Annotated in this window: 21 protein-coding genes; 13 read left to right on the forward strand and 8 right to left on the reverse strand. The window is 72.1% G+C overall.

Annotated elements, in window-relative coordinates; all coding sequences use genetic code 11:
• Nucleotides 1-35 precede the first annotated feature (35 nt).
• Entirely contained in the window at nucleotides 36-2,105 is a 2,070-nt protein-coding gene (locus ACIG87_RS01600) for a hypothetical protein (RefSeq protein ID WP_396847127.1), read from the reverse strand.
• Between the two features lie 155 nt (nucleotides 2,106-2,260).
• On the reverse strand, nucleotides 2,261-4,042 hold the full coding sequence (gene arc, locus ACIG87_RS01605) for a proteasome ATPase (protein WP_396847129.1): 1,782 nt from the start codon (nucleotides 4,040-4,042) through the stop codon (nucleotides 2,261-2,263).
• A 177-nt stretch (nucleotides 4,043-4,219) separates the two neighbouring features.
• Here arc and ACIG87_RS01610 point away from each other — a divergent pair, with 177 nt between their 5' ends.
• Nucleotides 4,220-4,516, forward strand: coding sequence for a ferredoxin (locus tag ACIG87_RS01610; protein WP_396847131.1), 297 nt, complete (start codon nucleotides 4,220-4,222; stop codon nucleotides 4,514-4,516).
• Nucleotides 4,517-4,601: 85 nt separating this feature from the next.
• On the opposite strand, the gene ACIG87_RS01615 is transcribed toward ACIG87_RS01610, so the two are convergent.
• The 3 genes from ACIG87_RS01615 to ACIG87_RS01625 form a co-directional block, all read right to left on the reverse strand.
• Entirely contained in the window at nucleotides 4,602-5,174 is a 573-nt protein-coding gene (locus ACIG87_RS01615) for a hypothetical protein (RefSeq protein ID WP_396847133.1), read from the reverse strand.
• Between the two features lie 81 nt (nucleotides 5,175-5,255).
• The gene (locus ACIG87_RS01620) at nucleotides 5,256-6,284 is read right to left on the reverse strand and encodes a tRNA (adenine-N1)-methyltransferase (protein ID WP_396847585.1); all 1,029 of its coding nucleotides are present in this window, start codon (nucleotides 6,282-6,284) and stop codon (nucleotides 5,256-5,258) included.
• A gap of 65 nt (nucleotides 6,285-6,349) precedes the next feature.
• Entirely contained in the window at nucleotides 6,350-7,504 is a 1,155-nt protein-coding gene (locus tag ACIG87_RS01625) for a site-2 protease family protein (RefSeq protein WP_396847134.1), read from the reverse strand.
• Between the two features lie 82 nt (nucleotides 7,505-7,586).
• Between ACIG87_RS01625 and ACIG87_RS01630 the strand changes: the two genes are divergently transcribed.
• The 5 genes from ACIG87_RS01630 (at nucleotide 7,587) to ACIG87_RS01650 (ending at nucleotide 14,239) form a co-directional block, all read left to right on the forward strand.
• Nucleotides 7,587-8,498 carry a RecB family exonuclease gene (locus ACIG87_RS01630; protein ID WP_396847136.1) on the forward strand — a complete coding sequence of 304 codons (912 nt, stop codon included), beginning with the start codon at nucleotides 7,587-7,589 and terminating at the stop codon, nucleotides 8,496-8,498.
• A gap of 118 nt (nucleotides 8,499-8,616) precedes the next feature.
• Complete coding sequence (locus ACIG87_RS01635; protein ID WP_396847138.1) at nucleotides 8,617-9,810, forward strand: sensor histidine kinase; 1,194 nt, start codon at nucleotides 8,617-8,619, stop codon at nucleotides 9,808-9,810.
• Nucleotides 9,811-9,914: 104 nt separating this feature from the next.
• Entirely contained in the window at nucleotides 9,915-10,565 is a 651-nt protein-coding gene (locus tag ACIG87_RS01640; RefSeq protein ID WP_396847587.1) for a response regulator, read from the forward strand.
• Between the two features lie 357 nt (nucleotides 10,566-10,922).
• A complete protein-coding gene (locus ACIG87_RS01645; RefSeq protein WP_396847140.1) occupies nucleotides 10,923-11,690 on the forward strand; it encodes an ABC transporter ATP-binding protein in 768 nt (255 codons plus the stop codon).
• The gene (locus ACIG87_RS01650; RefSeq protein WP_396847142.1) at nucleotides 11,690-14,239 is read left to right on the forward strand and encodes an ABC transporter permease; all 2,550 of its coding nucleotides are present in this window, start codon (nucleotides 11,690-11,692) and stop codon (nucleotides 14,237-14,239) included. Before ACIG87_RS01645 ends, ACIG87_RS01650 begins: the two co-directional genes overlap by 1 nt.
• A 113-nt stretch (nucleotides 14,240-14,352) precedes the next feature.
• Here the strand turns inward: ACIG87_RS01650 and ACIG87_RS01655 are convergent, their stop codons facing one another.
• From ACIG87_RS01655 to ACIG87_RS01665, 3 genes are all read right to left on the reverse strand, one after another.
• Nucleotides 14,353-15,000, reverse strand: a complete 648-nt coding sequence (locus ACIG87_RS01655; protein WP_396847144.1) for an HAD family hydrolase — start codon at nucleotides 14,998-15,000, stop codon at nucleotides 14,353-14,355.
• A gap of 118 nt (nucleotides 15,001-15,118) precedes the next feature.
• Nucleotides 15,119-15,880: a neutral zinc metallopeptidase gene (locus tag ACIG87_RS01660; RefSeq protein ID WP_396847146.1), complete on the reverse strand. Its 762-nt coding sequence runs from the start codon at nucleotides 15,878-15,880 to the stop codon at nucleotides 15,119-15,121.
• A gap of 125 nt (nucleotides 15,881-16,005) precedes the next feature.
• Entirely contained in the window at nucleotides 16,006-16,212 is a 207-nt protein-coding gene (locus tag ACIG87_RS01665; RefSeq protein ID WP_396847148.1) for a hypothetical protein, read from the reverse strand.
• A gap of 140 nt (nucleotides 16,213-16,352) precedes the next feature.
• On the opposite strand from ACIG87_RS01665, the gene ACIG87_RS01670 reads away from it, so the two are divergent.
• From ACIG87_RS01670 to rbsD, 7 genes are all read left to right on the forward strand, one after another.
• On the forward strand, nucleotides 16,353-16,754 hold the full coding sequence (locus tag ACIG87_RS01670; RefSeq protein WP_396847149.1) for a YciI family protein: 402 nt from the start codon (nucleotides 16,353-16,355) through the stop codon (nucleotides 16,752-16,754).
• A 9-nt stretch (nucleotides 16,755-16,763) separates the two neighbouring features.
• Nucleotides 16,764-18,005, forward strand: a complete 1,242-nt coding sequence (locus ACIG87_RS01675; protein ID WP_396847151.1) for an RNA polymerase sigma factor — start codon at nucleotides 16,764-16,766, stop codon at nucleotides 18,003-18,005.
• A gap of 195 nt (nucleotides 18,006-18,200) precedes the next feature.
• Nucleotides 18,201-19,112, forward strand: coding sequence for a ribokinase (locus ACIG87_RS01680; protein ID WP_396847152.1), 912 nt, complete (start codon nucleotides 18,201-18,203; stop codon nucleotides 19,110-19,112).
• A gap of 5 nt (nucleotides 19,113-19,117) precedes the next feature.
• Nucleotides 19,118-20,146, forward strand: coding sequence for an ABC transporter permease (locus ACIG87_RS01685; RefSeq protein WP_396847154.1), 1,029 nt, complete (start codon nucleotides 19,118-19,120; stop codon nucleotides 20,144-20,146).
• Between the two features lie 64 nt (nucleotides 20,147-20,210).
• A complete protein-coding gene (locus tag ACIG87_RS01690) occupies nucleotides 20,211-21,230 on the forward strand; it encodes a substrate-binding domain-containing protein (protein ID WP_396847156.1) in 1,020 nt (339 codons plus the stop codon).
• Nucleotides 21,231-21,234: 4 nt separating this feature from the next.
• On the forward strand, nucleotides 21,235-22,779 hold the full coding sequence (locus tag ACIG87_RS01695) for a sugar ABC transporter ATP-binding protein (protein ID WP_396847158.1): 1,545 nt from the start codon (nucleotides 21,235-21,237) through the stop codon (nucleotides 22,777-22,779).
• Entirely contained in the window at nucleotides 22,776-23,231 is a 456-nt protein-coding gene (gene rbsD, locus ACIG87_RS01700) for a D-ribose pyranase (protein WP_396847160.1), read from the forward strand. Before ACIG87_RS01695 ends, rbsD begins: the two co-directional genes overlap by 4 nt.
• The last annotated feature ends 22 nt before the right edge of the window (nucleotides 23,232-23,253 follow it).

Consider the following 23,253-nt stretch of genomic DNA (forward strand, 5'->3'; position numbering starts at 1 on the left):
CACCCGGTCCGCCGTCACGTCGAGCGTAGTCCGCCTCACCGGGGAAGGTGGCATGCCGACTCGGCCGGGTCGGGTGTCGCGGTCTCGATGCCCGGTGGCGGCGGCTCGTCGGAGGGAGCCACGTCGCAGTCGGGGACGGTCAGCGGCACCCAGCTGAGCCGGTGGCGCAGGGCGGGCTCGTCGCGCAGCATCCGATGGACCCGGCGCTCACCCTTGGGGTCGGAGGTGATGAACCGGATCGGACCGGCCACCCGCCGGACGATAATGTCGGTGCGGTCCGGCTCGAGGAACGGCAGACTGTAGATGCCCGGGTCGGTGGCCGCGGTGGTGCCGTGCAATGCCGACAGACAGAGCGAGATCAGGTACGACCGCATCGGGCCACGGTCGATGACCAGGGTGGTGGTGCCGGGCACCTCGGGGTAGCGCTGCTGGGCGTCGGCGCACACCCAGGCCACTCTGGACGGCAGGGTGAGGTCCTGGTGGACCCAGCGCTGCGCCCAGGTGTGCTCGTCGACCACCAGCAGGCTGCGGTGCCAGCCGGTGACCCCGCAGAGCGCCACGGCGACCGTCATGGTGAGCGCGGCGGCGAGCACCCCGGCAACGGTGCTGCCGACCCCCCGCAGGGTCAGGGCGGGCCGGGGCGCCGGCAGCAGCCGGACCACCGCGGCGGTGCCGACGATGAGCAGCGCGGTGGCCAGGTGGGTGGCCTTGACGAAGTAGTAGCCGGGCTGCACCCCGTCGTTGATGTTGAGCTGCGCGATGGTCAGTGGCAGGGCCGCGCCGACGACGCAGACCAGCAGCCAGCGTCGCCAGGCCGGATCGCTGCGGGCGACCTGGACCAGCAGGGCCACCCCGACGATGCCGCCGAGCCAGATCAGCGCCCGCCAGCCCTCGACGGCCTGGGACGAGCCGATGACCAGCGCCTCGGTCTGTCCGGCCCGCAGCACGCCGAGCAGCGGGGCGACCAGGGCGAGGGCGGCACCGGCCAGGCCGACCGTCAGCACGGTGAACCACCGGCGCAGCGCCTCCCGCCAGTGGGTGAGCACCCAGCAGAGGACCAGGACGGCGGCGGCCGGCAGGAACAGGTAGTAGGTGAATCCGACGGCGGCGAGCAGGGCGCACAGCAGCACGACCTGTTCCCGGGTGCCGGGGACGGGCCGGGCGACCAGCGCGGCGAGCAACACGGTCAGCGTCAGCCCGAGCACCTCGGTGGGGTAGCCGGCGGTGAGCAGCCGGGGCAGTTGGGTGCCGAGCACCAACGCGCCGACGACCACGGTGAGCACCGTGCGGTGCAGCAGGTGGATCGGGCCGGAGATCCGCTGGGCGGCCCAGATCAGGGCGAGGGTGAGCAGCCCGAAGCCGGCGATGGTCCAGCCGAAGTAGTGGGCGACCAGTTCGTCGGCGCGCGGCGCGGCGGGGGTCAGGAAGCCGTCGAGCAGGGCGGTGATCAGGTGCCAGCCCTGCGGGTAGTAGACGAGTTGGGCGGTGATCTGCTCCCGGGCGGCGGCCGGGTCGACGAAGGTGTAGCCGTCGAGGCGTCCCATGGCGTCGAAGAGGGCGAGGTGTCGCCAGTTGTCCTCCCCCAGGCCGAGGACGGTGAGCCGGTCGGCGAGGTCGGGGGCGCGCAGCCAGGGTTGCCACAGGTAGGTCACCATGGCGGCGGTGCCGGCCAGGGGGAACAGGTCGGCCCAGCCGGGTCGGGGCAGCCGGGGGCGACGGCGCAACGCGGCGGCGGCGAGGACGAGCGCGGTGAGGGCCACCCCGGTGACCGGCACCGGCCGCATCCCCCAGGGCCAGATCGGAAAGACCAGGCCGGCGACGGCGGCCAGACCGAGCAGCAGGCCGAGGGCGAGCATCAACCGGTCGAGCAGGGTACGACCACCCCGCAGCACGCTGGCTGTGGCGATCAGCACGATCGGCGGGAGCAGCCACTCCCGGTGCAGGGCGTGCCCGGCGAGGGGTACGGCCCACGCGGCGACGAGGGCGGCCAGCAGGAGGGGGATCCATCGCCAGCGACGGGCCGGCGGGCGCGTTGGGACGGTGGGGGGTGCCTGGTCCACTGCCGGGGACGGCGGTGGGTCGGCGACGATCAGCTCGGACGGCACGCGGTTCCTCGGAGTGGGTCGACTGGGCGGCGAGGAAATTCTAGTCACGAGTCCGGCATTCCACCCGCCGGACGCCCGGTCGTCCGGTTAACACTGGGTGACGCAGACGAAGGGGCCCGCGACGCGTGGCGTCGCGGGCCCGTCCGATCGACCGGTCAGAGGTACTGACCGGTGTTGCTGGCGGTTTCGATGGAGCGGCCGGCCTCGGTGCCCTTGCCGCCGGAGACGAGCGTGCGGATGTAGACGATCCGCTCGCCCTTCTTGCCGGAGATCCGGGCCCAGTCGTCCGGGTTGGTGGTGTTGGGCAGGTCCTCGTTCTCCCGGAACTCGTCGACGCAGGCGTCGAGCAGGTGCTGCAACCGCAGCCCCTTGCGTCCGGAGGTGAGGAACTCCTTGATCGCCATCTTCTTGCCCCGGTCGACGATGTTCTGGATCATCGCGCCGGAGTTGAAGTCCTTGAAGTAGAGGACTTCCTTGTCGCCGTTGGCGTACGTCACCTCGAGGAAGCGGTTCTCCTCGGTCTCCGAGTACATCCGCAGGACGACCGCGTCGATCATGGCCGCCACGGTGGCCTGCGGTTCGCCGCCGTGCTCGGCCAGGTCGTCCTGGTGCAGGGGCAGCCCGGCCAGGATGTACTTGGAGAAGATGTCCTTGGCCGCCTCGGCGTCCGGACGCTCGATCTTGATCTTCACGTCGAGTCGGCCGGGGCGCAGGATGGCCGGATCGATCATGTCCTCCCGGTTGGAGGCGCCGATCACGATGACGTTCTCCAGCCCCTCCACCCCGTCGATCTCGCTGAGCAGCTGCGGGACGATGGTGTTCTCCACGTCGGAGGAGACGCCGGAGCCGCGGGTACGGAAGATCGAGTCCATCTCGTCGAAGAACACGATGACCGGAGTGCCCTCCCCGGCCTTCTCCCGAGCCCGCTGGAAGATCAACCGGATGTGCCGCTCGGTCTCGCCGACGTACTTGTTGAGCAGCTCCGGACCCTTGATGTTGAGGAAGAAGCTGGTGTGCCGGTCCTTGCCGAGCCGCTCGGCGATCTTCTTGGCCAGCGAGTTGGCCACCGCCTTGGCGATGAGCGTCTTGCCGCAGCCCGGCGGACCGTAGAGCAGGATGCCCTTCGGCGGCCGGAGCTGGTGCTCCCGGAACAGGTCGGCGTGCAGGAAGGGCAGCTCCACCGCATCGCGGATCTGCTCGATCTGCGACTGGAGGCCGCCGATGTCGGTGTAGTCGACGTCGGGCACCTCCTCCAGCACCAACTCCTCGACCTCGCTCTTCGGGATCCGCTCGTAGGCGTACGCCGAGCGGGGCTCGATCATGAGCGAGTCGCCGGCCCTGATCGACGTGCCGATCAGGGTGTCGGCCAGGTGGACGATGCGCTCCTCGTCGGAGTGCGAGACCACCAGCGCCCGGTCACCCGGGCTGCCCTCGGGACCCGCGAGGATCTCCTTGAGCATCACCACCTCGCCGACCCGCTCGTAGCCGAACGCGTCGACGATGTTGAGCGCGTCGTTGAGCAGGACCTCCTGGCCACGCCGCAACTCCTCGGCGTCCAGCGAGGGTGAGACGGCTACCCGGAGCTTGCGTCCGCCGGTGAAGATGTCCACCGTGCCGTCGTCGTGCCGCGCGAGGAAGACACCGTAGCCGGACGGCGGCTGCGCCAGCCGGTCGATCTCCTCCTTGAGCGTCACGATCTGCGCGCGAGCCTCCTTGAGGGTGCTCACGAGCCGGTCGTTGTTCTCGGTGAGCCGCGCCAACTGTGCCTGGGTGGCCGCCAGCCGCTCTTCGAGCTGCCGGACGTGTCGGGGGCTTTCGGTCAACTTGCGCCGCACCAGAGCGAGTTCCTCCTGAAGGAACGCGACCTGCGTGGAGAGATCGTGGGCCTCCTTCTCCCACCGTGCGGCGCGCGAGTCCGCGTCGTCACTGCGTGCCACGTCCCACCTCCCCGGGGGGCTTGAACGTTCTGCCCTAACACTAGCCGCTATGAGGCCGATTCGGTCCCACGCAACGCCCTCGTCACCGAACCTTGATCGCCAAGGGACGCCTGAGGGGCAGGTCCGGCCGTTCGGGTACCGTCGAGGGGTGGGACGGGAGAACATGGGGGGTGCCGGGTGACCGACGTCGTGACCGACCAGTTGCAGGTCTGGGTGGACCAGGATCTCTGCACCGGTGACGGGCTCTGCGTGCAGTACGCGCCGGAGGTCTTCGAGTTCGACATCGACGGCCTGGCGTACGTCAAGGGCACCGACGGTGAGCTGCGGCTCGCCCCCGGAAGCCGGGTCGACGTGCCGGAACACCTGCGGCTGGAAGTGATCGACTCCGCGAAGGAGTGCCCGGGTGAGTGCATCCACGTGGTGCGCGGCAGCGACGGCGTCGAGATCGCCGGCCCCGAGGCCGAGGACGACTGACGCCGCGAGACGATCGGACGGGCCGGGAACGACGCTGTCGTTCCCGGCCCGTCGGCTTCCTGACACTGCCGTTCCCAGGCCCCCGCTACAGCAGGGGACGGCCGACCACTGACGCGACCAGCCGGGCGAACTCCTCCAGCCGGGCGATCTGGCCGGCCCCGCCGTCGTCGAGGGTCTTGCCGAAGCGCAGCGCGTCGTGCCGGGGCGCACCGACCATCTCGTCGCCGGGCGGGGCCTCGTCCAGCGAGGTGAGCAGCAGGTAGACGTCGATGCTGTCGACCCGTACCTCGCCGTTGTCTGCCCTGGTCAGCCGACGCCGGCAGCCGACCTCGGTGACCGTGGAGACCGGCACCACCCGCAGCGACGACGTCATCGACCCGGGCGGCCCCTCCCCGGGCGGCACGTCCTCGCCGTGCCAGAGCACCAGCCGGCTGCCGTCACAGACGACGACCTCCTGCCACACCCCGTTGACCTCGTTGACGAAGCGTTCCAGGGTGAAGCCGAGCACCGAGGCGCCGCGCAGCACCCCGCCGAGCGCCTCCAGGGCGATGTCCGGGTCGCGCAGGTAGGCCCGCGCCGCCGACTCCAGGTCCTGGTACGGCGACCAGTCCGGGAACACGGCCGGCAGTTCACCGCCGCCGAACCCCGGCTGACTCATGGCCTCTCCCCCAGGTCACACCGTCGGCCCGCACCGGCCGTCGGAATCCGCCCGTTCACTCCCAGCCGCTCCGATCCGCCGTCACGGCCGGTCCACCTCGTCGGCCCCGGCGGGTGTCCCGCCGGTGACCTGCGCCGCCGTGGCCTGCGCCGCCGTGGCGTCCGGCACGCTGTCGGACGGCACGCTGTCGGACGGCACGGCGGTGGCCTGCGCCGCCGCCTCGCGGGCCGCCGCCGCCTCGCGCAGCGCCTGCTTGCGCTCGGCGTACGCCTCGGCGCCCTTGCTGGGCTTGCGGCGTCGCGGTGGGGCGGTGACGCCCGGAGCGAGCTTACGCGCGGAGACCAGGAACGCGGTGTGCGCGATCATCCGGTGGTCGGGACGGACGGCGAGCCCCTCGGCGTGCCAGTCCCGCACCAGCGACTCCCAGGCCCTCGGCTCGGTCCAGCCGCCCCGCTCGCGCAGCGCCTCGACCAGCTCGGACAGCTGCGGGGTGGTCGCCACGTAGCCGATGAACACACCGCCGGGCAGCAGCGCCCGCTCGACCATGTCGAGGGTCTCCCACGGGGTGAGCATGTCCAGGATGATCCGGTCGAACCCGGTCTCCGGGCAGTCGGCGACGTCGCCGACGTGCAGCCGCCAGGCGGGGTGCGGCGCGCCGAAGAACGCCTCCACGTTGCGCCGGGCGATCTGGGCGAAGTCGTCGCGCATCTCGTAGGAGTGCAGCTCGCCGGCAGTGCCGACGGCGCGCAGCAGCGAACAGCTCAACGCCCCGGAGCCGGCGCCGGCCTCCAGCACCCTGGCGCCGGGGAAGACGTCGCCCATCGCGACGATCTGCGCCGAGTCCTTCGGGTAGATCACCTGGGCGCCGCGCGGCATGGACAGCACGTAGTCCGACAGCAGCGGGCGCAGCGCCAGGAACGCCGTCCCGCCGCCGGAGGTGCTGACCACGCTGCCGTCGGGCTGCCCGATCAGCGCGTCGTGCGCCAGGATGCCCCGGTGGGTGTGGAACTCCTTGCCGGGCTCCAGGGTGACGGTGTGCATCCTCCCCTTGGGGTCGGTCAGCTGCACCCGGTCACCGGGGCGGAACGGCCCCCGGTGCACCGGGGGCAGCTCCGCGCTGACGGTGGGCGTCGGTGTGCCGTTGCGGGCCGGGAGAGCGGGGGGATGTGCTGCGGTCACCTGTTCATCTTCCGTGTGGGTTCGAGAACCTGGGCAAGATCCGCGATGTGCAGAACGCCGACCACATCTTCGCCTGACGTCACCACGTACCGCGCGCCCGGGTGGGCCTGGACGGCCGCCATCAGCTCCTCGCCGTCGAGACCGAGCGGCAGGGCCGGCAGGGCGGCCAGCGGCCGGGCCACCGCGTCCACCGCCAGCCAGGGCCGGCGGGCCACCGGCACGGCGTCCGCCGCCACCGGATCGACCAGGGCGACCGGTGCGCCGACGCCGTCGACCACCAGGACGGCGGATCCGGGCGGGGCCTGCTCGGCGTGGCGGCGCTGCGCCTCGGCCAGCGGCGTGCCGGTGGGTACGGCGAAGACCGGGCGGGCCAGCCGGGCCAGGTCGAGCAACGGCACCCGGCGGCTGATCCGGGCGTACCGGATCGACTGGCCGGCGCCGCGCCAGAGGGTGACCGCGACCAGCAGCATCAGCGGTAACGCCAGCGGCACCAGGACCCGTTCGACGGTGAGCAGGACGACCAGCGCGGCGGTGCCCACCGCGACGGCCCGCCCGACCCAGCCGGCGACCTCGGTGGCCCGGTGCCGGTCCCGGGTGATCCGCCACAGCACGGCGCGCAGCGCCCGGCCGCCGTCCAGGGGCAGTCCGGGCAGCACGTTGAACACGGCCACGATGACGTTGCTCAGCGCCAGTTGCAGCGCGAGCTGGTGGGTCAGGGTGTGGTCGGGGGTGGCCAGCGTGGCGGCCACGGCGAGCCCGCCGAGCACCGCCGAGACGGCCGGACCGGCCAGCGCGACCAGCAGCTCCACCCGGGGGTTGGGGGCGTCGCGATCCATCTCGGTGTAACCGCCGAGCAGTTCCAGGGTGATCCCGCGCACACCGATGCCGTACCGCCGGGCGGTCAGCGCGTGCCCCAGCTCGTGCAGCAGGACCGAGCCGAGCAGCGACACCACGAAGCCGAGGCCGATCAGGTAGCCGCCGAGCGGGGACAGGCCGAGCCGGTCCCGGGCGAACTCGGCGTAGGTGACGGTCACCAGCAGGGTCAGCAGCAGCATCGACACGTTGAGGTGCAACGGCACCCCGAACACCCGGCCGACGGTCAGGCCGGTGCGCCGGCGGGGCCGGCGCGGTGCGCGGGGACGGGACTCCATCGCCACGATGCTACGCGCCGCGCGATCATGCTCCGGTGCGGCGAGCGCGGCCCTGTCACACCGGTGTCCTAACCTTCGGGGCATGACGGCGGAACCGGTGATCGACCAGCAGCACCCTCCGGCGGCGCTGCCCGCCACGATCCGGGCGTCGCTGTCACCGTCACGGGCGGCCGATTTCAAGACCTGCCCGCTGCTCTACCGGTTCCGCAGCATCGACCGGCTGCCCGAGCGGCCCAGCGTCGAGCAGGCCCGGGGCACCCTGGTGCACGCGGTGCTGGAGCGGTTGTTCGACCTGCCGGCGGGCGGGCGTACCCCCGATGCCGCCGGTGATCTGGTCGTCCCGCAGTGGGATCGGCTGGTCACCGAGCAGCCCGAGCTGGCCGGCCTGTTCGACCCGGGCGACGAGGCGGGCACCGCCGAGTTCCTCCGGTCGGCGACGGCGCTGTTGGAGGGCTACTTCGCGGTGGAGGACCCGCGCCGGTTGGAGCCCGCCGAGCGGGAGAGCCTGATCTCCGCGGTGGTCGACGACGAGCTGCTGATCCGGGGTTACCTCGACCGGCTCGACGTGGCCCCCGACGGGGCGCTGCGGGTGGTCGACTACAAGACCGGCGGCGCGCCCAGGGAGGCGTTCGAGGCGCGGGCGTTGTTCCAGTTGAAGTTCTACGCGCTGGTGCTGTGGCGCACCCGGGGCGTGGTGCCCCGGGTGTTGCGGCTGCTCTACCTCAAGGACGCCGAGGTCTGCGACTACTCCCCCGACGCCGAGGAGCTGCTGCGTTTCGAGCGCACCGTGGTGGCGCTCTGGCAGGCCATCGAGCAGGCCACCGAGCGGCAGGATTTCCGGCCCCGGCCGAGTCGGCTCTGCGACTGGTGCAACCACCAGGCGCACTGCCCGACCTTCGGCGGCACCCCGCCGCCGTTCCCGCAACGGTCCGCGGCGGCCGACCCGTTGCGCGACGCCCGGTCCCGACCGGCCGCACCCGGCGCCGACGAGTAGCCGCCCTGGCCGGGTCGCGGTTGCGCCCGGTGGGCGGAGGCGCGCTCATCCGCGAGGAGGAGACGAGGTTCACCGTCGGCGACGATCGGGCGGCCCGCTGGGCGGCTAGCGTCACGGTATGACCGAGGGACCTGAGCGGTGGTGGGTACGCCGACCGCTGGCCGCCGACGCCCTCCTCTTCGTCGCGCTGGTGGTGCTGGAGACCGTCTTCCTCCTGCTCACCCCGCGCGAGTTCTGGCCCCGGCAGGTGCCGTCCGCGTTGGCCTGGAGCGTGTTGTGCGCGGCACCGGTGGCGCTGCGTCGGGTCGCCCCGTGGCCGGCGGTGGGCGCCGCGCTGGCCACCCTCGCCCTGCCGGCGCTGCTCGGGCAGGCCCCGACCAGCCAGAGCCTGACGTTCGTGGTGCTGACGTACACGATCGCCGTCAACCGGCCGCTGCCCCTGGCGGTCGCCGCCACCGTGCTGCTCTGGGTGCCGGTGGCGGCGCTCAACGTACTCACCCCGCTGGACACCGGCTTAGACGTCGGCCCGGCGTACCTGGTGCTCAACAACCTGCTCACCGCGCTGCTCGCGTACGCGGTGGGGCGGGCGGTGCGGGCCCGCCGCAGCTCGCTGCGGGCACTGCGGGAACGGGCCCGGGTGGCCGAGGAGAACCAGCGGGCGCTGGCCGAGCAGGCGGTGGCCGACGAGCGGCGGCGGATCGCCCGGGAGCTGCACGACGTGGTCGCCCACCACGTCAGCGTGATGGGGGTGCTTGCCACCGGGGCGCGGCGGGTGCTGCGCCGGGACCTGAGCGCCGCTGACGAGGCGATCGCCACGATCGAGGACACCAGCCGGGTCACCCTGCGGGAGCTGCGGCGGCTGCTCGACGTGCTGCGTACCGACGCGGAGCCGGCCGCCGATCTCACCCCGCAGCCCGGCCTGGCCGGCCTCACGGCGCTGGTGGAGCAGGTACGCGAGGCGGGGCTGCCGGTCACCCTGGAGGTGGCGGACCCGGTGCCGGCGGTCGAGGAGGGTGTCTCGTTGACCGTGTACCGGATCGTGCAGGAGGCGTTGACCAACGCGCTCAAGCACGCCGGGCGGGCCACCGCGACGGTCCGGCTGGGCGTTGCGGAGGGCTGCCTCACTGTGGAGATCACCGACACCGGTCGGGGTCGTGGCCCGGGACCGGACCGGATCGGGCACGGGTTGGTCGGAATGCGGGAACGGGTGGGCCTCTACGGTGGGATCCTGCACACCGGGCCACGCCCCGGAGGCGGCTTCCGGGTGTACGTGAGGATCCCGGTGGAACAGGTCGGGGTGGTCCCGGCGTGACGGTGGAACGGGGAGAGCAGATGGGCGACACGCACGGAAGCGCCCCTTCCTTCGCGGGAGGCGATGAGCGGGGCCCCTCCCGCACGCCGGGGCGGCCGGTGCGGATTCTGCTCGCCGACGACCAGCCGTTGCTGCGTACCGGGTTCCGGATGGTGCTGGGCACCGAGGACGACCTGGACATCGTGGCCGAGGCCGGGGACGGTCAGGAGGCGGTGGAGTTGTCCCGCCGGCTGCTGCCCGACGTGGTGCTGATGGACATCCGGATGCCCCGGATGGACGGGGTGGCCGCGACCCGGGCGATCGTCGACGCCCGGCTGCCGGTGCGGGTGCTCATCCTCACCACCTTCGACCTCGACGAGTACGTGGTGGGGGCGTTGCGGGCCGGGGCGAGCGGCTTCCTGGCCAAGGACGTGCCGGCCGACGACCTGGTCACCGCGATCCGGACGGTGGCCGCCGGGGAGGCGGTGGTGGCGCCGCGCATCCTCAGGCGGCTGCTGGACCGCTTCGCCACCGTGCTGCCCGACCCGGCGGCGGGCCCGCCGAAGGCGTTGGGCACCTTGACCGAGCGGGAACGGGAAGTGCTCGTCCAGGTGGCCCGGGGATTGTCCAACGCGGAGATCGCCGCCGAGTTGTCGGTCAGCGAGACGACCATCAAGACACACGTCGGGCACGTGCTGACCAAGCTCAGGCTGCGCGACCGGGTGCAGGCGGTGGTGCTGGCCTACGAGTCGGGGCTGGTCCGCCCCAAGGCGTAGCCGGATGGTGGCGGGTCCACCTGAGGACGTACCCAGAGTGAGGCCGCGGGAACGACGGCAGCGTTGCCGCGCTCACCTACCGTGACGAAAGACGGCGCGGCGCGGTTGACCATGACGTGGCGTCAGGTCCTAGCGTCCACGCCGGCACCGCGCCACCGATGGCGTTACGCAGGGCGATCGGTCGCCGGCTCAGGGGCAACCCTGAGCCGGTCTCCGGGCCGACCCGCAGCGGGAAATCCGCGCCGGGTCAGCCCGAGGTCGGACGGATTCGTTCCGGCCGGCACCGAGGATGGGACCAACCCCACCGACCAGCGGGGGCGGTGGGGACGACACAGCCAGACGGAAGAGGTAGATGACGTGACCGTGACGGTAGGCCGGCACTCGCAGGCCGCGGCCCGCGCGAACGACGTGTGGAAGGTGTACGGCACCGGCGAGGCGCAGGTCGCCGCGCTACGGGGGGTCAGCGCCGAGTTCGAGCGGGGCAGATTCACCGCGATCATGGGCCCGTCGGGCTCCGGCAAGTCGACGCTGATGCACTGCCTGGCCGGGTTGGACTCGGTGAGCAAGGGCACGGTGCAGATCGGCGACACCACCGTGACCGGGCTCGGCGACTCGGGCCTGACGAAGCTGCGCCGGGACAAGGTGGGCTTCATCTTCCAGCAGTTCAACCTGCTGCCCACGCTCACCGCCCAGGAGAACATCCTGCTGCCGATGTCGATCGCCGGACGCAAGCCCGACCCGGCCTGGTACGACACGGTGATCGACACGGTGGGGCTGCGGGACCGGCTGGGGCACCGGCCGTCGCAGCTCTCCGGCGGTCAGCAGCAGCGGGTCGCCTGCGCGCGGGCGCTGGTCGCCCGGCCCGAGGTGATCTTCGCCGACGAGCCGACCGGCAACCTGGACTCCCGATCCGGCGCGGAGGTGCTCAACTTCCTGCGCAACTCGGTGCGCGAGCACGGCCAGACCATCGTGATGGTCACCCACGACCCGACCGCCGCCGCGTACGCCGACCGGGTCGTCTTCCTCGCCGACGGGCAGATCGTCTCGGAGCTGATCGAGCCGACCGCCGACACGGTGCTGGACACCATGAAGAAGCTGGACACTCCGGTCGAGGTGGCCGGCTGATGCTGCGCGCCACCCTCAAGAGTCTGCTGGCACGCAAGGTACGCCTGCTACTGTCCGGCCTGGCCGTGGTGCTGGGCGTCATGTTCGTCTCGGGGGCGTTCGTGCTCACCGACACCCTGGGCCGGTCGTTCGACGCGGTCTTCGCCGACGCATACGAGAGCGTCGACGTCAACGTCGCCGCCAAGCCGAAGGTCGCGCTCGGCGAGACCCAGGGCGAGCAGGTGGCCGCGTCGGTGCCCGCGGCGGCTCTGGAGCGGGTCCGCGCGGTCGCCGGGGTGGCCGAGGCCACCGGCGTGGTGGCGACCGACGGGGCCCGGCTGATCGGCAGCAACGGCAAGGTGGTCACGTCGTTCGGGCCGCCGCAGCTCGGTGGGAACTGGCTGGGCGAGAGTGACCTGGTGAAGCTGCGGGAGGGCAACGCGCCGCGGGCGGCCGACGAGATCGTGGTCAACGCGGCGCTGGCGAAGGCCGCCAAGGTGAAGGTAGGTGACCGGGTCGGGGTGCTGACCCTGGAGCCGAAGAAGGAGTTCACCCTGGTCGGGATCTTCGGTTACAGCGGTGACCGGGACTCGATCGGTGGGGTCAACGAGGTCGCCTTCACCACGCCGGTGGCCCAGCAGTTGATGATCGGCGAACGGGACGTCTTCAACAGCATCACGGTCCGGGCCGCCGACGGGGTCAGCGACACCGCGCTGCGCGACGACGTGGCGCGGGCGCTGGGCGGCGATTTCGAGGTCAAGACCGGCGCGCAGCTCTCGGCCGACGCCTCGGCCAGCCTGAAGGAGGGGCTGTCCTTTTTCAACAAGATCCTGCTCGGCTTCGCCGCGGTGGCGCTGCTGGTGGGCACCTTCCTCATCCTCAACACCTTCTCGATCATCGTGGCCCAGCGGACCCGGGAACTGGCGCTGATGCGGGCCATCGGGGCGAGCGGCAAGCAGATCATCGGCTCGGTGGTGTTGGAGGCGGTGGCGATCGGCCTGATCGCCTCGGTGCTGGGGTTGGGCGCCGGCATCGGTATCGGCGCGCTGCTGGCGTTCGTGTTCGGTGAGCTGGCCGGCGGGCTGTCGCTGGCCGGGATCGGGGTGCCGTCGTCGGCGGTGATCGGCTCGTTCGCGGTCGGTCTGGTGATCACGGTGGTGGCGGCGCTGCTGCCGGCGCTGCGGGCGTCGCGCATCCCGCCGATCGCGGCGATGCAGGACGTGGCCAACCCGGACCGGCCGTTGACCAAGGTGACCGTGACCGGGGGTGTGGTCACCGGGATCGGCGCCGTGCTGTTGTTCCTGGGGCTCAACGGCAATGCCGGGGACAACACGCTGGCCGTCATCCTCGGTGGGGTGCTGTTCGCCTTCATCGGGGTGGCGTTGCTGACTCCGCTGATCAGCCGGCCGGTGGTCTCGCTGCTGGGGGCGATCTTCGCCTGGTCGGTGCCGGGGAAGCTGGGCCGGCTCAACTCCGGCCGCAATCCGCGCCGCACGGCGATCACCGCGGCGGCGCTGATGGTCGGCATCGCCCTGGTGACCGGGGTGACGGTGATCCTGGACTCGGCAAAGGGCAGCATCAGCGAGTTGGCGAAGGACAACATCAAGGCGGAGCTGGTGATCTCGGGGGCGTCGACGGGCTCACGTCCGGCGAGCTTCGATCCGGCCGTGCTGCAGAAGGCGGCGGCGTTGCCCGGCGTCCAGATGGTCGACGGCGAGTACGGCGACATGGGCATGGTCGACGGGAAGGTCACCTGGCTGGCGGCGTCGAGCGACGTGAGCGCGTTGCAGCGGATCTTCGGGGCCAAGGCCGCCGCCGGTGACATCAGCCGGCTCGCTCCGGACCAGATGCTGTTCAGCTCCGACACCGCCAAGTCCCGCAACGTGTCGGTCGGATCGCAGGTGACCGTGCAGGCGTCCCGGGGCGAACCGCGCACCTACACGGTCAGCGGCATCTACGAGAGTTCGGAGCTGACCAGCCCGGTGCAGCTGCCGCCGCAGGCGGTGAAGGACTTCGCCATCCCGCAGCCCAACCAGGGATTCATCCAGCTTGCCCCGGGCACTCCGGTGTCCGACGTGCAGCCGCAGGTGGAGACGTTGCTCGCCGACAGCCCCGAGGTGTCGGTGGCCGACCGGGACGCGTTCATCAAGCAGCAGACCGGTTCCCTGGACAACCTGCTCACGATGATCCAGATCCTGCTGGCGCTGGCCATCGTGATCGCGGTGCTCGGCATCATCAACACGCTGGCCCTGTCGGTGCTGGAGCGGACCCGTGAGCTGGGCCTACTGCGGGCGATCGGGCTGCGCCGGGCGCAGACCATGCGAATGATCACCGTGGAGGCGGTGGTGATCTCGATCTTCGGCGCGTTGCTCGGGATCGCGGTCGGCGTCGGCCTCGGCGCGGCGGTGGTCCGGGCGCTCAAGGACGAGGGCATCACCGACCTGATCCTGCCCTGGGGTCAGATGGGGCTGTTCCTGGTGCTGGCGGCCGTCATCGGCGTCGTGGCGGCGGTGCTGCCGGCGGTGCGGGCGGCCCGGATCAACGTGCTGGGCGCCATCGCGCACGACTGATCCCGCACGAGCACGCAGGGGGGTCCGCCGGTCGGCGGACCCCCCTCGTCACGGCGGCGGCCCCCGGTGGTCGTGGCGGCTCAGGCCGTCGGAGCCGCCCCGGTCGTGGCGGCTCAGGCCGGTGGCTCGCCGAGCAGCGCCGCCAGCAACTCCAGGTCCGCCGAGGTCAGGCTCTCCACCTGGTGTACGCCGTCGGTCGACGGCAGCGGCACGTCCGCCGGCACGGCCAGCACCGCCGCACCGGCGGCGAGCGCGCTGGCCACCCCGGTCGGGGAGTCCTCGATCGCCACGCACCGACCGATCGGCACGTCCAGCAGCCGGGCGGCGGTCAGGTACGGCTCGGGGTGCGGCTTGGTCGAGTCCACCTCGTCGCCGCAGACCACGGCGTCGAAGCTGCCCCGCCCGAGGGTGTCCAGGGCCACCTCGACCAGCGGCCGGACGCTGGAGGTGACCAGCGCGGTGGGGATGCCGGCGGCCCGGACCGCCCGCAGCAGCGTCAACGCGCCCGGCCGCCAGCGCAGGCCGGTGCGGAACAGCTCCAGAATCCGCGTATTGATCCACTCCGCGCTGACCTGCGGATCCCGTTCGGGTTGACCGAGGTCGTCGTGGAGGATGCGCATCGACGCGGCCATGCTGGTGCCGATGATCGCCTGGCGGGCCGGGCCGGAGAGCGTGCCGCCGTACTCGGCGGCCAACTCGTACAGGGCGACGTCCCAGAGCTTCTCGCTGTCGACCAGGGTGCCGTCCATGTCGAAGAGCACGGCGGCGGGGTGTGGGCTGCTCAGCGGAACCTCCTGGCGGTCGCGGGTGGTCTCCGGCCGATCCTGCCAGCCCGGCCCGGACCGCCCGCCGCCGTCCCGCCCGGACGTGACCTGCTCCTCAGCCGAGGTTGCAGGCGTCCACGGATTTCTCGTAGCCGCGGAAGAACCAGTCGGTGCGCTGTTCGGCGGTGCCGTGCGACCCTTCGGCGAACCACGGCTGGTCGGGGTCGTCACCGACGGCGAGCAGCCCTTCGCGGAACTCGTCGAGGTCACCGGCGTCGAGTTTCAGGGTGCCGTCGCGGACCGAGTCGCCGAGGTACGCCCCGGCCATGCAGTCCGCCTGCAACTCCTGCTGGATGGTGAAGTTGGCGCGGATGCCGAGCCGGACCTGGATGCCGTGGGCGTACTCGTGGCCCAGCAGGTAGAACACGAACGCGTCACCGACCTGCCGGAACGCCGCCACCGACCAGTTGACGTCGTAGGCGATGAAGTCGCCCTGGGAGCAGTAGACCGCGTTGTTACGCGGCAGCGCCTGCCCGGCGCAGGAGACCTCGCCCTCCCGCTGGTAGGGCACGATCCGGCGGATCGGCCGGAACTGCTGCCCGGAGGCCCGGAACTGGGCGGCCCAGTAGCGCTCGGCGATGGCGACGGCGTCGTCGATGTCGCTCTTGAACTCCGCCACGCTGGTGGTGCCGTCGGCGCGGGTGGTCTGCGCCTCGGGCGAGGCCGCCGGGCGGGACGACTGCTTCGGGGCCGGTTCGCGGGGGGCCTGCGAGCCGCTCTCCCCCACCCCGCCGGCCGCGCAGCCGACCGCCACCACCAGCGCCGTCAGCGCCGCGACCAGCGGTCCGTGCGAGCGACGTCCCGAGCCTGCCGTCACCGTTGCCTCCCAGGCGTCCCGGCCGATGCGGTCGGCGGTACCCCGACCGTGGAACGATCATGCCCGGCCGACGGTCCGTTGACCATGGGCGGCCCGGCCCCACTCGCCCCGCCGGGAGGGCACGGTCAGTGGTGCTCCTGGCCCCGGTGGATCGTCTCGCCCTGGCTGAGGTGCCGCTCCGCCTCGTACCGATGCTGTCTGACCCGGGCGGACTGCCCGGCCACCCGATCCTCGGTCCCCTCGGTGCGGGCCCGGTCGCGCCAGGCGACCCAGCCGACCGTGCCCACCGTCACCAGGCCCACCGCCCCGAGCACCAGCCACATCGTCGTCATCCACTCACGGTAGGTCACCGGCGCGAACCGGGACGTCCCGTACGGCGTCGGCGGCTAGCCTCGCAGGGTGTCCGGGGCGGCCCGTCGGCTCCGACGTCTCGGGTGTCCGGCCGTGCCACGGCCGGCCGAGAGTAGAGACCATGAAATACATGATCATGCTGTACGGCTCGCAGCGTGACTACGACGCGATGGCCGGCCGCCCCGGTGAGCAGCCGCCGATGTCGCCGGAGCAGGTCGCCGCGATGCACGCCCACATGGAGGCGGTGCATCAGGAGCTGGCGGAGTCCGGCGAACTGGTCGACGGGCAGGGGTTGACCGCGCCGGTGCACGCCCGGCGGGTACGGCTGCGGCAGGGCACGACGGTGGTCACCGACGGCCCCTACCCGGAGACGCAGGAGGTGCTGGCCGGCTTCACCATCGTCGACTGCGCCAGCTTCGACCGGGCGACCCAGATCGCCGCCCGGTTCGTCGATCAGGACACCGAGGGTGGCTACGTGGACGTGCGGCCGGTCGCCGACGGCATCGACGACCTGGACGGCTGACCCGTCACCGTGGGCCCGTCCGCCGTCGAGGACCTGCTGCGCGTGCTCGCTCCGCAGGTCCTCGGCGCGGTCGTCCGCCGGTACGGCCACTTCGACACCGCCGAGGACGCCGTCCAGGAGGCGCTGGTGGCCGCCGCGACCAGCTGGCCGGTCGACGGTCCGCCGGAGAACCCCCGGGGCTGGTTGATCACCGTGGCCGCCCGCCGCCTGACCGACCTGCTCCGCAGCGAGCAGGCCCGCCGCCGACGGGAGGGCGACGTCGGACGGGCGGTGCCGGACGGGCGGTGGCTCGCCCCGGCGGCGGACCACCGGGATCCGGGCGACGACAGCCTTGTGCTGCTGTTCCTGTGCTGTCATCCGGCACTGCCGCCGGCCGCCCAGATCGCGTTGACCCTGCGGGCCGTCGGCGGGCTGACCACCGGTGAGGTGGCGCGGGCGTTCCTGCTGCCCGAGAGCACGATGACCCGGCGGATCACCCGCGCCAAACAGCGAATCCGCGACAGCGGACTGCCGTTCGCCCTGCCCGGCGCCGACGAGCGGGAGGCCCGTCTCGACGCGGTCCGCCAGGTGCTCTACCTGATCTTCAACGAGGGGTACGCCAGCACCGCCGGCCCGCGACTGCGCCGGGTGGACCTGTCCACCGAGGCGATCCGGCTGACCCGGCTGCTGCACCGGCTGCTCCCCGACGACCCTGAGGTGACCGGGCTGCTGGCGTTGATGCTGCTCACCGAGGCCCGTGGCCCGGCCCGGGTCGGCCCGGACGGCGAGTTGGTGCCGATGGGCGAGCAGGATCGCCGCCGGTGGCGGACCGACCAGATCGCCGAGGGGGTGGCCCTGCTCGGCGCGGTGCTGCCGCGCGGGGATGTCGGCCCGTACCAGCTCCAGGCGGCGATCGCGGCGGTGCACGACGAGGCACCGAGTGCCGAGGACACCGACTGGGTGCAGATCGAGGCCCTCTACGAGGTGCTGTCGCGGATCTCCGACAACCCGGTGGTGGCGCTCAACCGTGCGGTGGCGGTGGCGATGGCCCGAGGTCCCGCCGCCGGGCTGCGTCTGCTCGACGCGCTGGCCGCCGATCCACGGATCGGCGACGACCCGCGGCGGCACGCCGCCCGCGCGCACCTGCTGGAGCGGTCCGGAGATCCGGTCGGGGCGCGGGAGGCGTACCTGAGGGCGGCCCGTGGGTCGATGAACCTCCCCCGCCAGCGCTACCTGTACGGACGGGCGGCCCGGCTGACCGACGCGGGGTGACCCGCGGGGCCGGGGACACCGCCCGCCACCCAGCCCGGGATCCGGAACGTCGTGCCTGGTCATGGCCGGTCTGCAGATGACCTACAGGTTGCCGAAATATTTCCGGCGACGGCACCCGGAGCTATTGACACCTCCGTCGGGCCGCCTCTATGGTCCCCTGAGTTGTACATGGTTGTCCATAAACATGAGGCCAGGATGAAGATTGCAGTGGTTGGCAGTTACGGCGCCGGGCTCACCATGCGGGTGCCCCGGATGCCCGTCGCCGGTGAGACCCTCTCCGGCGGCCGGTTCGCCTCCGGGCACGGGGGCAAGGGCTCCAACCAGGCCGTCGCCGCCGCCCGGCTGGGCGCGCAGGTCAGCCTCCTGACCGCCGTCGGGCGGGACCAGTTCGGCGCCGCCGCGCGGCAGCTCTGGGCCGAGGAGGGCGTGGACGCCGGCGGCGTGCGCGACACCGACGCCGCCACCATGGTCGGGGTCATCCTGGTCGACGCCGACGGCGAGAACCGGATCGCCATCGCACCCGGTGCCCTGGACGAGCTGACCCCGGCCGACGTCGAGGGGTTCGCCGACCGGATCGGCGCGGCGGACCTGACCGTGGTCTGCCTGGAGATCCCCCTGCCGGTCGCGCTGGCGGCGCTGCGCGTCGCCCACGAACGCGGGGTCCGGACCCTGCTCAACCCGGCCCCGGCGGTGGCCCTGCCGCCCGAGGCGTGGGAGTGGATCGACGTGCTCACCCCCAACGCCAGCGAGGCCCGGGTGCTCACCGGCCTCGGCCCGGACGACCCGGCCACCGGCGACGAGCTGATGGACCTGCTCCGGGCCCGCTACACCGGCACCGTCGTGCTCACCCTGGGGGCCGAGGGCGCCCTGGTGGACAACGCCGGCCAGCGCCAGCTGGTCGCCCCGGTCACCGTGCCCAGGGTGGTCGACACCACCGGCGCGGGCGACGCCTTCACCGGCGCGCTCGCCGTCGCCCTGGCCCGCGGCGACGACCTCACCGACGCGGTCCGGTACGCCGCCGCAGCCGGTGCCCACGCCGTCGGCACCGCCGAGGTGATCCCCGCCCTGCCCGGCCCGGACGACGTCGCGGCCCTGTTGAGGAGATGAGAGAGATGGCCCAGATGACCGCCCAGGCCGCACCCCCGGTGGGTAAGCCGGCCACCACCCGTACCGCCTCCCCCTTCCAGCGCTTCCTGCACGCCCGGGAGGCCAGCACCTTCCTCGCGCTGGTCGTGCTCTTCGCGCTGGGCACCCTGATCGCCCCGGGTTTCCTGGGGACCGACAACTTCCTCACCGTCGGCCAGCAGATCGCGCAGATCGGCATCATGGCCATCGGGGTCACCTTCGTCATCATCAACGCCGAGATCGACCTCTCGGTCGGCTCCATCTACGGCCTCGGGGCGGTCGTCGGTGGGCTGCTCATGACCTCCGACGTGGCCTGGCCACTGGCCGCGGTCGGCGGGATCGCCGCCGGTGCGGTCGCCGGCCTGGTCAACGGCCTGCTGACCGTCGGTTTCGGCATCCCGTCGTTCATCGTCACCCTGGGCACCCTGAGCGTCTACCGGGGGGTGACCCTGCTGCTCAGCGGTGGTTCGCCGATCTCGCTGTCCGCCAACGACCCCAACGTGGCCGAGTTCAACCTGCTCGGCCAGGGCAAGCTCTTCGGTCTCCTGCCGATGCAGCTGGTCATCTTCGCCCTGGTCGCCGTCCTCGGCACGATCGTGCTGTCCCGCTCCCGCTACGGGTTCAACACCTACGCGGTCGGTGGCAGCGCCGAGGCCGCCCGGTTGTGCGGGATCAGGACCGGCCGGGTGAAGGTCGCCGCGTTCGTCCTCTCCGGCACGCTCGCCGGCCTGGCCGGCGTACTGGGCCTGTCCTTCCTGTCCTACGTGCAGGGCGTCACCGGCACCGGGATGGAGCTGACCGCCATCTCCGCCGTGATCATCGGTGGCGCGGCCCTGTTCGGCGGCTCCGGCACGATGCTCGGCACCGTCATCGGCGTCGCGTTCATCGGCGTCCTGCAGAACATCCTCAACCTGCGCGGCATCTCCTCGTTCTGGCAGACCGTCGCGACCGGCTCGGTGATCATCCTGGCCGTGGCCGCCGACACCTGGCTGCGCCGACGATCCGGGCGTCGATGACCTCCCCCGGCACCCCCCACACCCGCCCCCCTGCCCATCCCCCAACCTGCTAGGAGCCGTTTCGATGAAGCTCTCCCTCGGGCGTCGGATCGCGGTCGCCGCGACCCTCGGCCTCGTGCTGCTGGCCAATGCCGCCTGTGGTGCGGTCACCCCGGCCGGCACCGCCTCCTCCGGTGGCGGCGAGTTCAAGCTCGCCGACTACATCAAGGACGCTGTCGACAAGGGCCAACCCCTCAAGATCAAGCTCAGCTACCACGACCCGTCGCTGGCCTTCGCCGTCCCGATCCGGCAGGGCATGGAGCGCGGCGCCAAGGAGTTCGGCGTCGACGCCCAGATGATCGGCCCGTCCGGCGGCAATCCCGCCGACCAGGTCGCCGAGTTGCAGACCCTGATCAACCAGAAGCAGATCCACGGCCTGGCCGTCTCCTCGGCCAGCAACGACGCCCTCAAGCCGGTGATCGCCCAGGCGTACGACGCCGGCATCCCGATCATCTCGTTCAACACCAACAACCCGGAGTCCAAGCAGATGGGCTTCGTCGGTCAGGACCTGGTGGCCTCCGGCCGGTCGCTGGCCAAGGAACTGCTCGGCGTGCTCAAGGGCAAGACCGGCAAGGTCGTGGTGGCCTCGGTCGACTCCGGCGCCGGTTGGTCCAACGACCGGTTCTCCGGCTTCCAGGAGGGTGTCAAGGACTCCGGCCTGCAGATCGTCGGCCCGGTGAACACCGGCAACGAGCCCAGCGCCGCCTACAACACCATCGAGTCGACGATGGCGGCGCAGAAGGACGCGGTCGCCCTGGTCGCCCTCGACTGCTGCAGCTTCACCGCCGGGGCCAAGTGGCTCCAGCAGTCCGGCAACGTCGGCAAGATCCACTCGGTCGGGTTCGACGTACAGCCGCAGACCGTCGACTACCTCAAGGCGGGCGTGGTCGACCTGACCATCAGCCAGGCCCCGGCCGAGCAGGGCTACCAGGCGGTCAAGCTGCTGGCCGAGTACCTGAAGAACGGCACCGAGATCAAGAGTGTCGACACCGGCGTCCTCGTCGTCACCCGCGACAACCTCGCCGACGTGCCGGTGGAGGGCTGATCCGATGACCAGCCCGGCCACGATCGCCGCCCCGACGACCGCCGCCGTCGAGGTGACCGGTCTGTCGAAGCACTTCGGAGTCGTCCGCGCGTTGCAGGACGTCACGCTGAGCGTCCCCACCGGCAGCCTCACCGCCGTGATGGGCGAGAACGGCGCCGGCAAGTCGACACTCATGAAGATCCTGGCCGGGCTGGACAGCCCCACGACCGGTTCGGTGCAGGTGGACGGCGACGAGGTCCGCCGGTTCGACCCGGCCACCCTGCTCAGCCGGCACCGGGTCGCCCTGGTGCCCCAGGAACTCGCCCTGGCCCAGGACCGGACGGTCGCCGAGAACATCATGCTCGGCGTCGAACCGGGCTCCCGCCCGTTCCCGCACCGCCGCCGGATGGACGAGCAGGCGGCGGCCCTGCTGGACCGGCTCGGCGTACGGGTCGATCCCCGGCGTACGGTCCGGCAGCTGGACGCCGCCTCCCAGCAGTTGGTGGTCATCGCCCGGTCGCTGGCCCGGCAGGCGCGGCTGGTCATCCTCGACGAGCCGACGTCGATCCTGTCCCCGGCCGAGTCGGAGCAGCTTTTCGGCGTGATCCGCGCCCTGCAGGCCGACGGGGTGACCATGCTCTACGTCTCGCACCGGATGCCCGAGGTGTTCGCGCTGTCCCAGCACATCCACGTGCTGCGCGACGGTCGGCACGTCGGGCACTGGCCCACCGCGCAGGTCAGCCCCGACGAGGTGGTCGCGGCGATGGTGGGCCGGGAACTGGCCGCCGAATTCGCCCGACACGACACCGCCCCGCCCGCCGGTGCGGCCACCCCACGGCTGCGGATGCGTGGCATCAGCGGCAAGGGTTTCACCGGCGTCGACCTGGAGGTCGCACCGGGCGAGGTGATCGGGGTGGCGGGCCTGCCCGACAGCGGCCGGATCGAGCTGCTGCGCGGCATCTTCGGCGCGGACCCGATCAGCGGCGGTGAGCTGTCGCTGGACGGCGCGGGCTTCGCCGCGCGGTCACCCCGCGACGCCATCGCCGCGCAGGTGGCGTACCTGCCGGGCGAACGCCGTCAGCAGGGGATCCTGCCGACGATGAGCGTCGCCGACAACGTCAACATCCTGACGCTCGGCCGCCGGCAGCGGCTCGGCCTGCTGCGGCGGGGGGCCCTGCGCCGCGACGCCGACAACCGGGTCGGGCAGTTGCGGGTGAAGACCTCGACCACCACGCAGGGCATCACCCAGCTGTCCGGCGGCAACCAGCAGAAGGCGCTGCTGGCGCGCTGGTTGTCCATCGAGCCCCGGCTGATGCTGCTGGACGAGCCGACCCGGGGCGTCGACGTCGGCGCCAAGGCGGAGATCTACCGGCTGTTCCGCGACCTGGCCGACGCGGGGGTGGCGATCGTCGTCTCCTCGTCGGACCTGCCGGAGCTGCTGACCGTCAGCGACCGGATCGCCGTCATGGCCGCCGGACGCCTGGTCGGCGTGCTCGACGCGGCGGACGCCACCGAGGAGAAGGTCATGGCCCTGGCCACCGGGGCGCACACCATGAAGGAGAAGGCATGAAACGCAGGGGCGTACTCAACGCCGAGCTGTCCGGGGTGCTGGCCACCCTCGGCCACACCGACCTGCTGCTGGTGGTCGACGCCGGATTCCCCATCCCGCGCGCCGCGCACCGCATCGACCTGGCCGTCGCCGAGGACCTGCCGAACCTGACGACCGTGCTCGACCTGGTCGCCGACGAGATCATCGTCGAGGGGGTGGTGGTGGCCGAAGACGTCACCACGCACAACGCTCCACTCGCCGGCTGGTTGGGGCAGCGGTTCCCGGGGGTGCCGCTGAGCACCCGCAAGCACGCCGAGATGCTCGGCGACCTCGCCCACGAGGCCAAGGCGATCGTCCGGACCGGAGCGTTCAACCCGTGGGGCAACGTCGGGCTGATCTGCGGCGTGGACGTGCCGCGCTGGTTCGACGAGCCCGGAGTCATCGTGCCCGACTACTACCGGGACCGGATGTAGCAGCGACACCCGCACCACGACG

The organism is Micromonospora sp. NPDC051925 (genome assembly GCF_044548625.1).
Taxonomy (GTDB): domain Bacteria; phylum Actinomycetota; class Actinomycetes; order Mycobacteriales; family Micromonosporaceae; genus Micromonospora.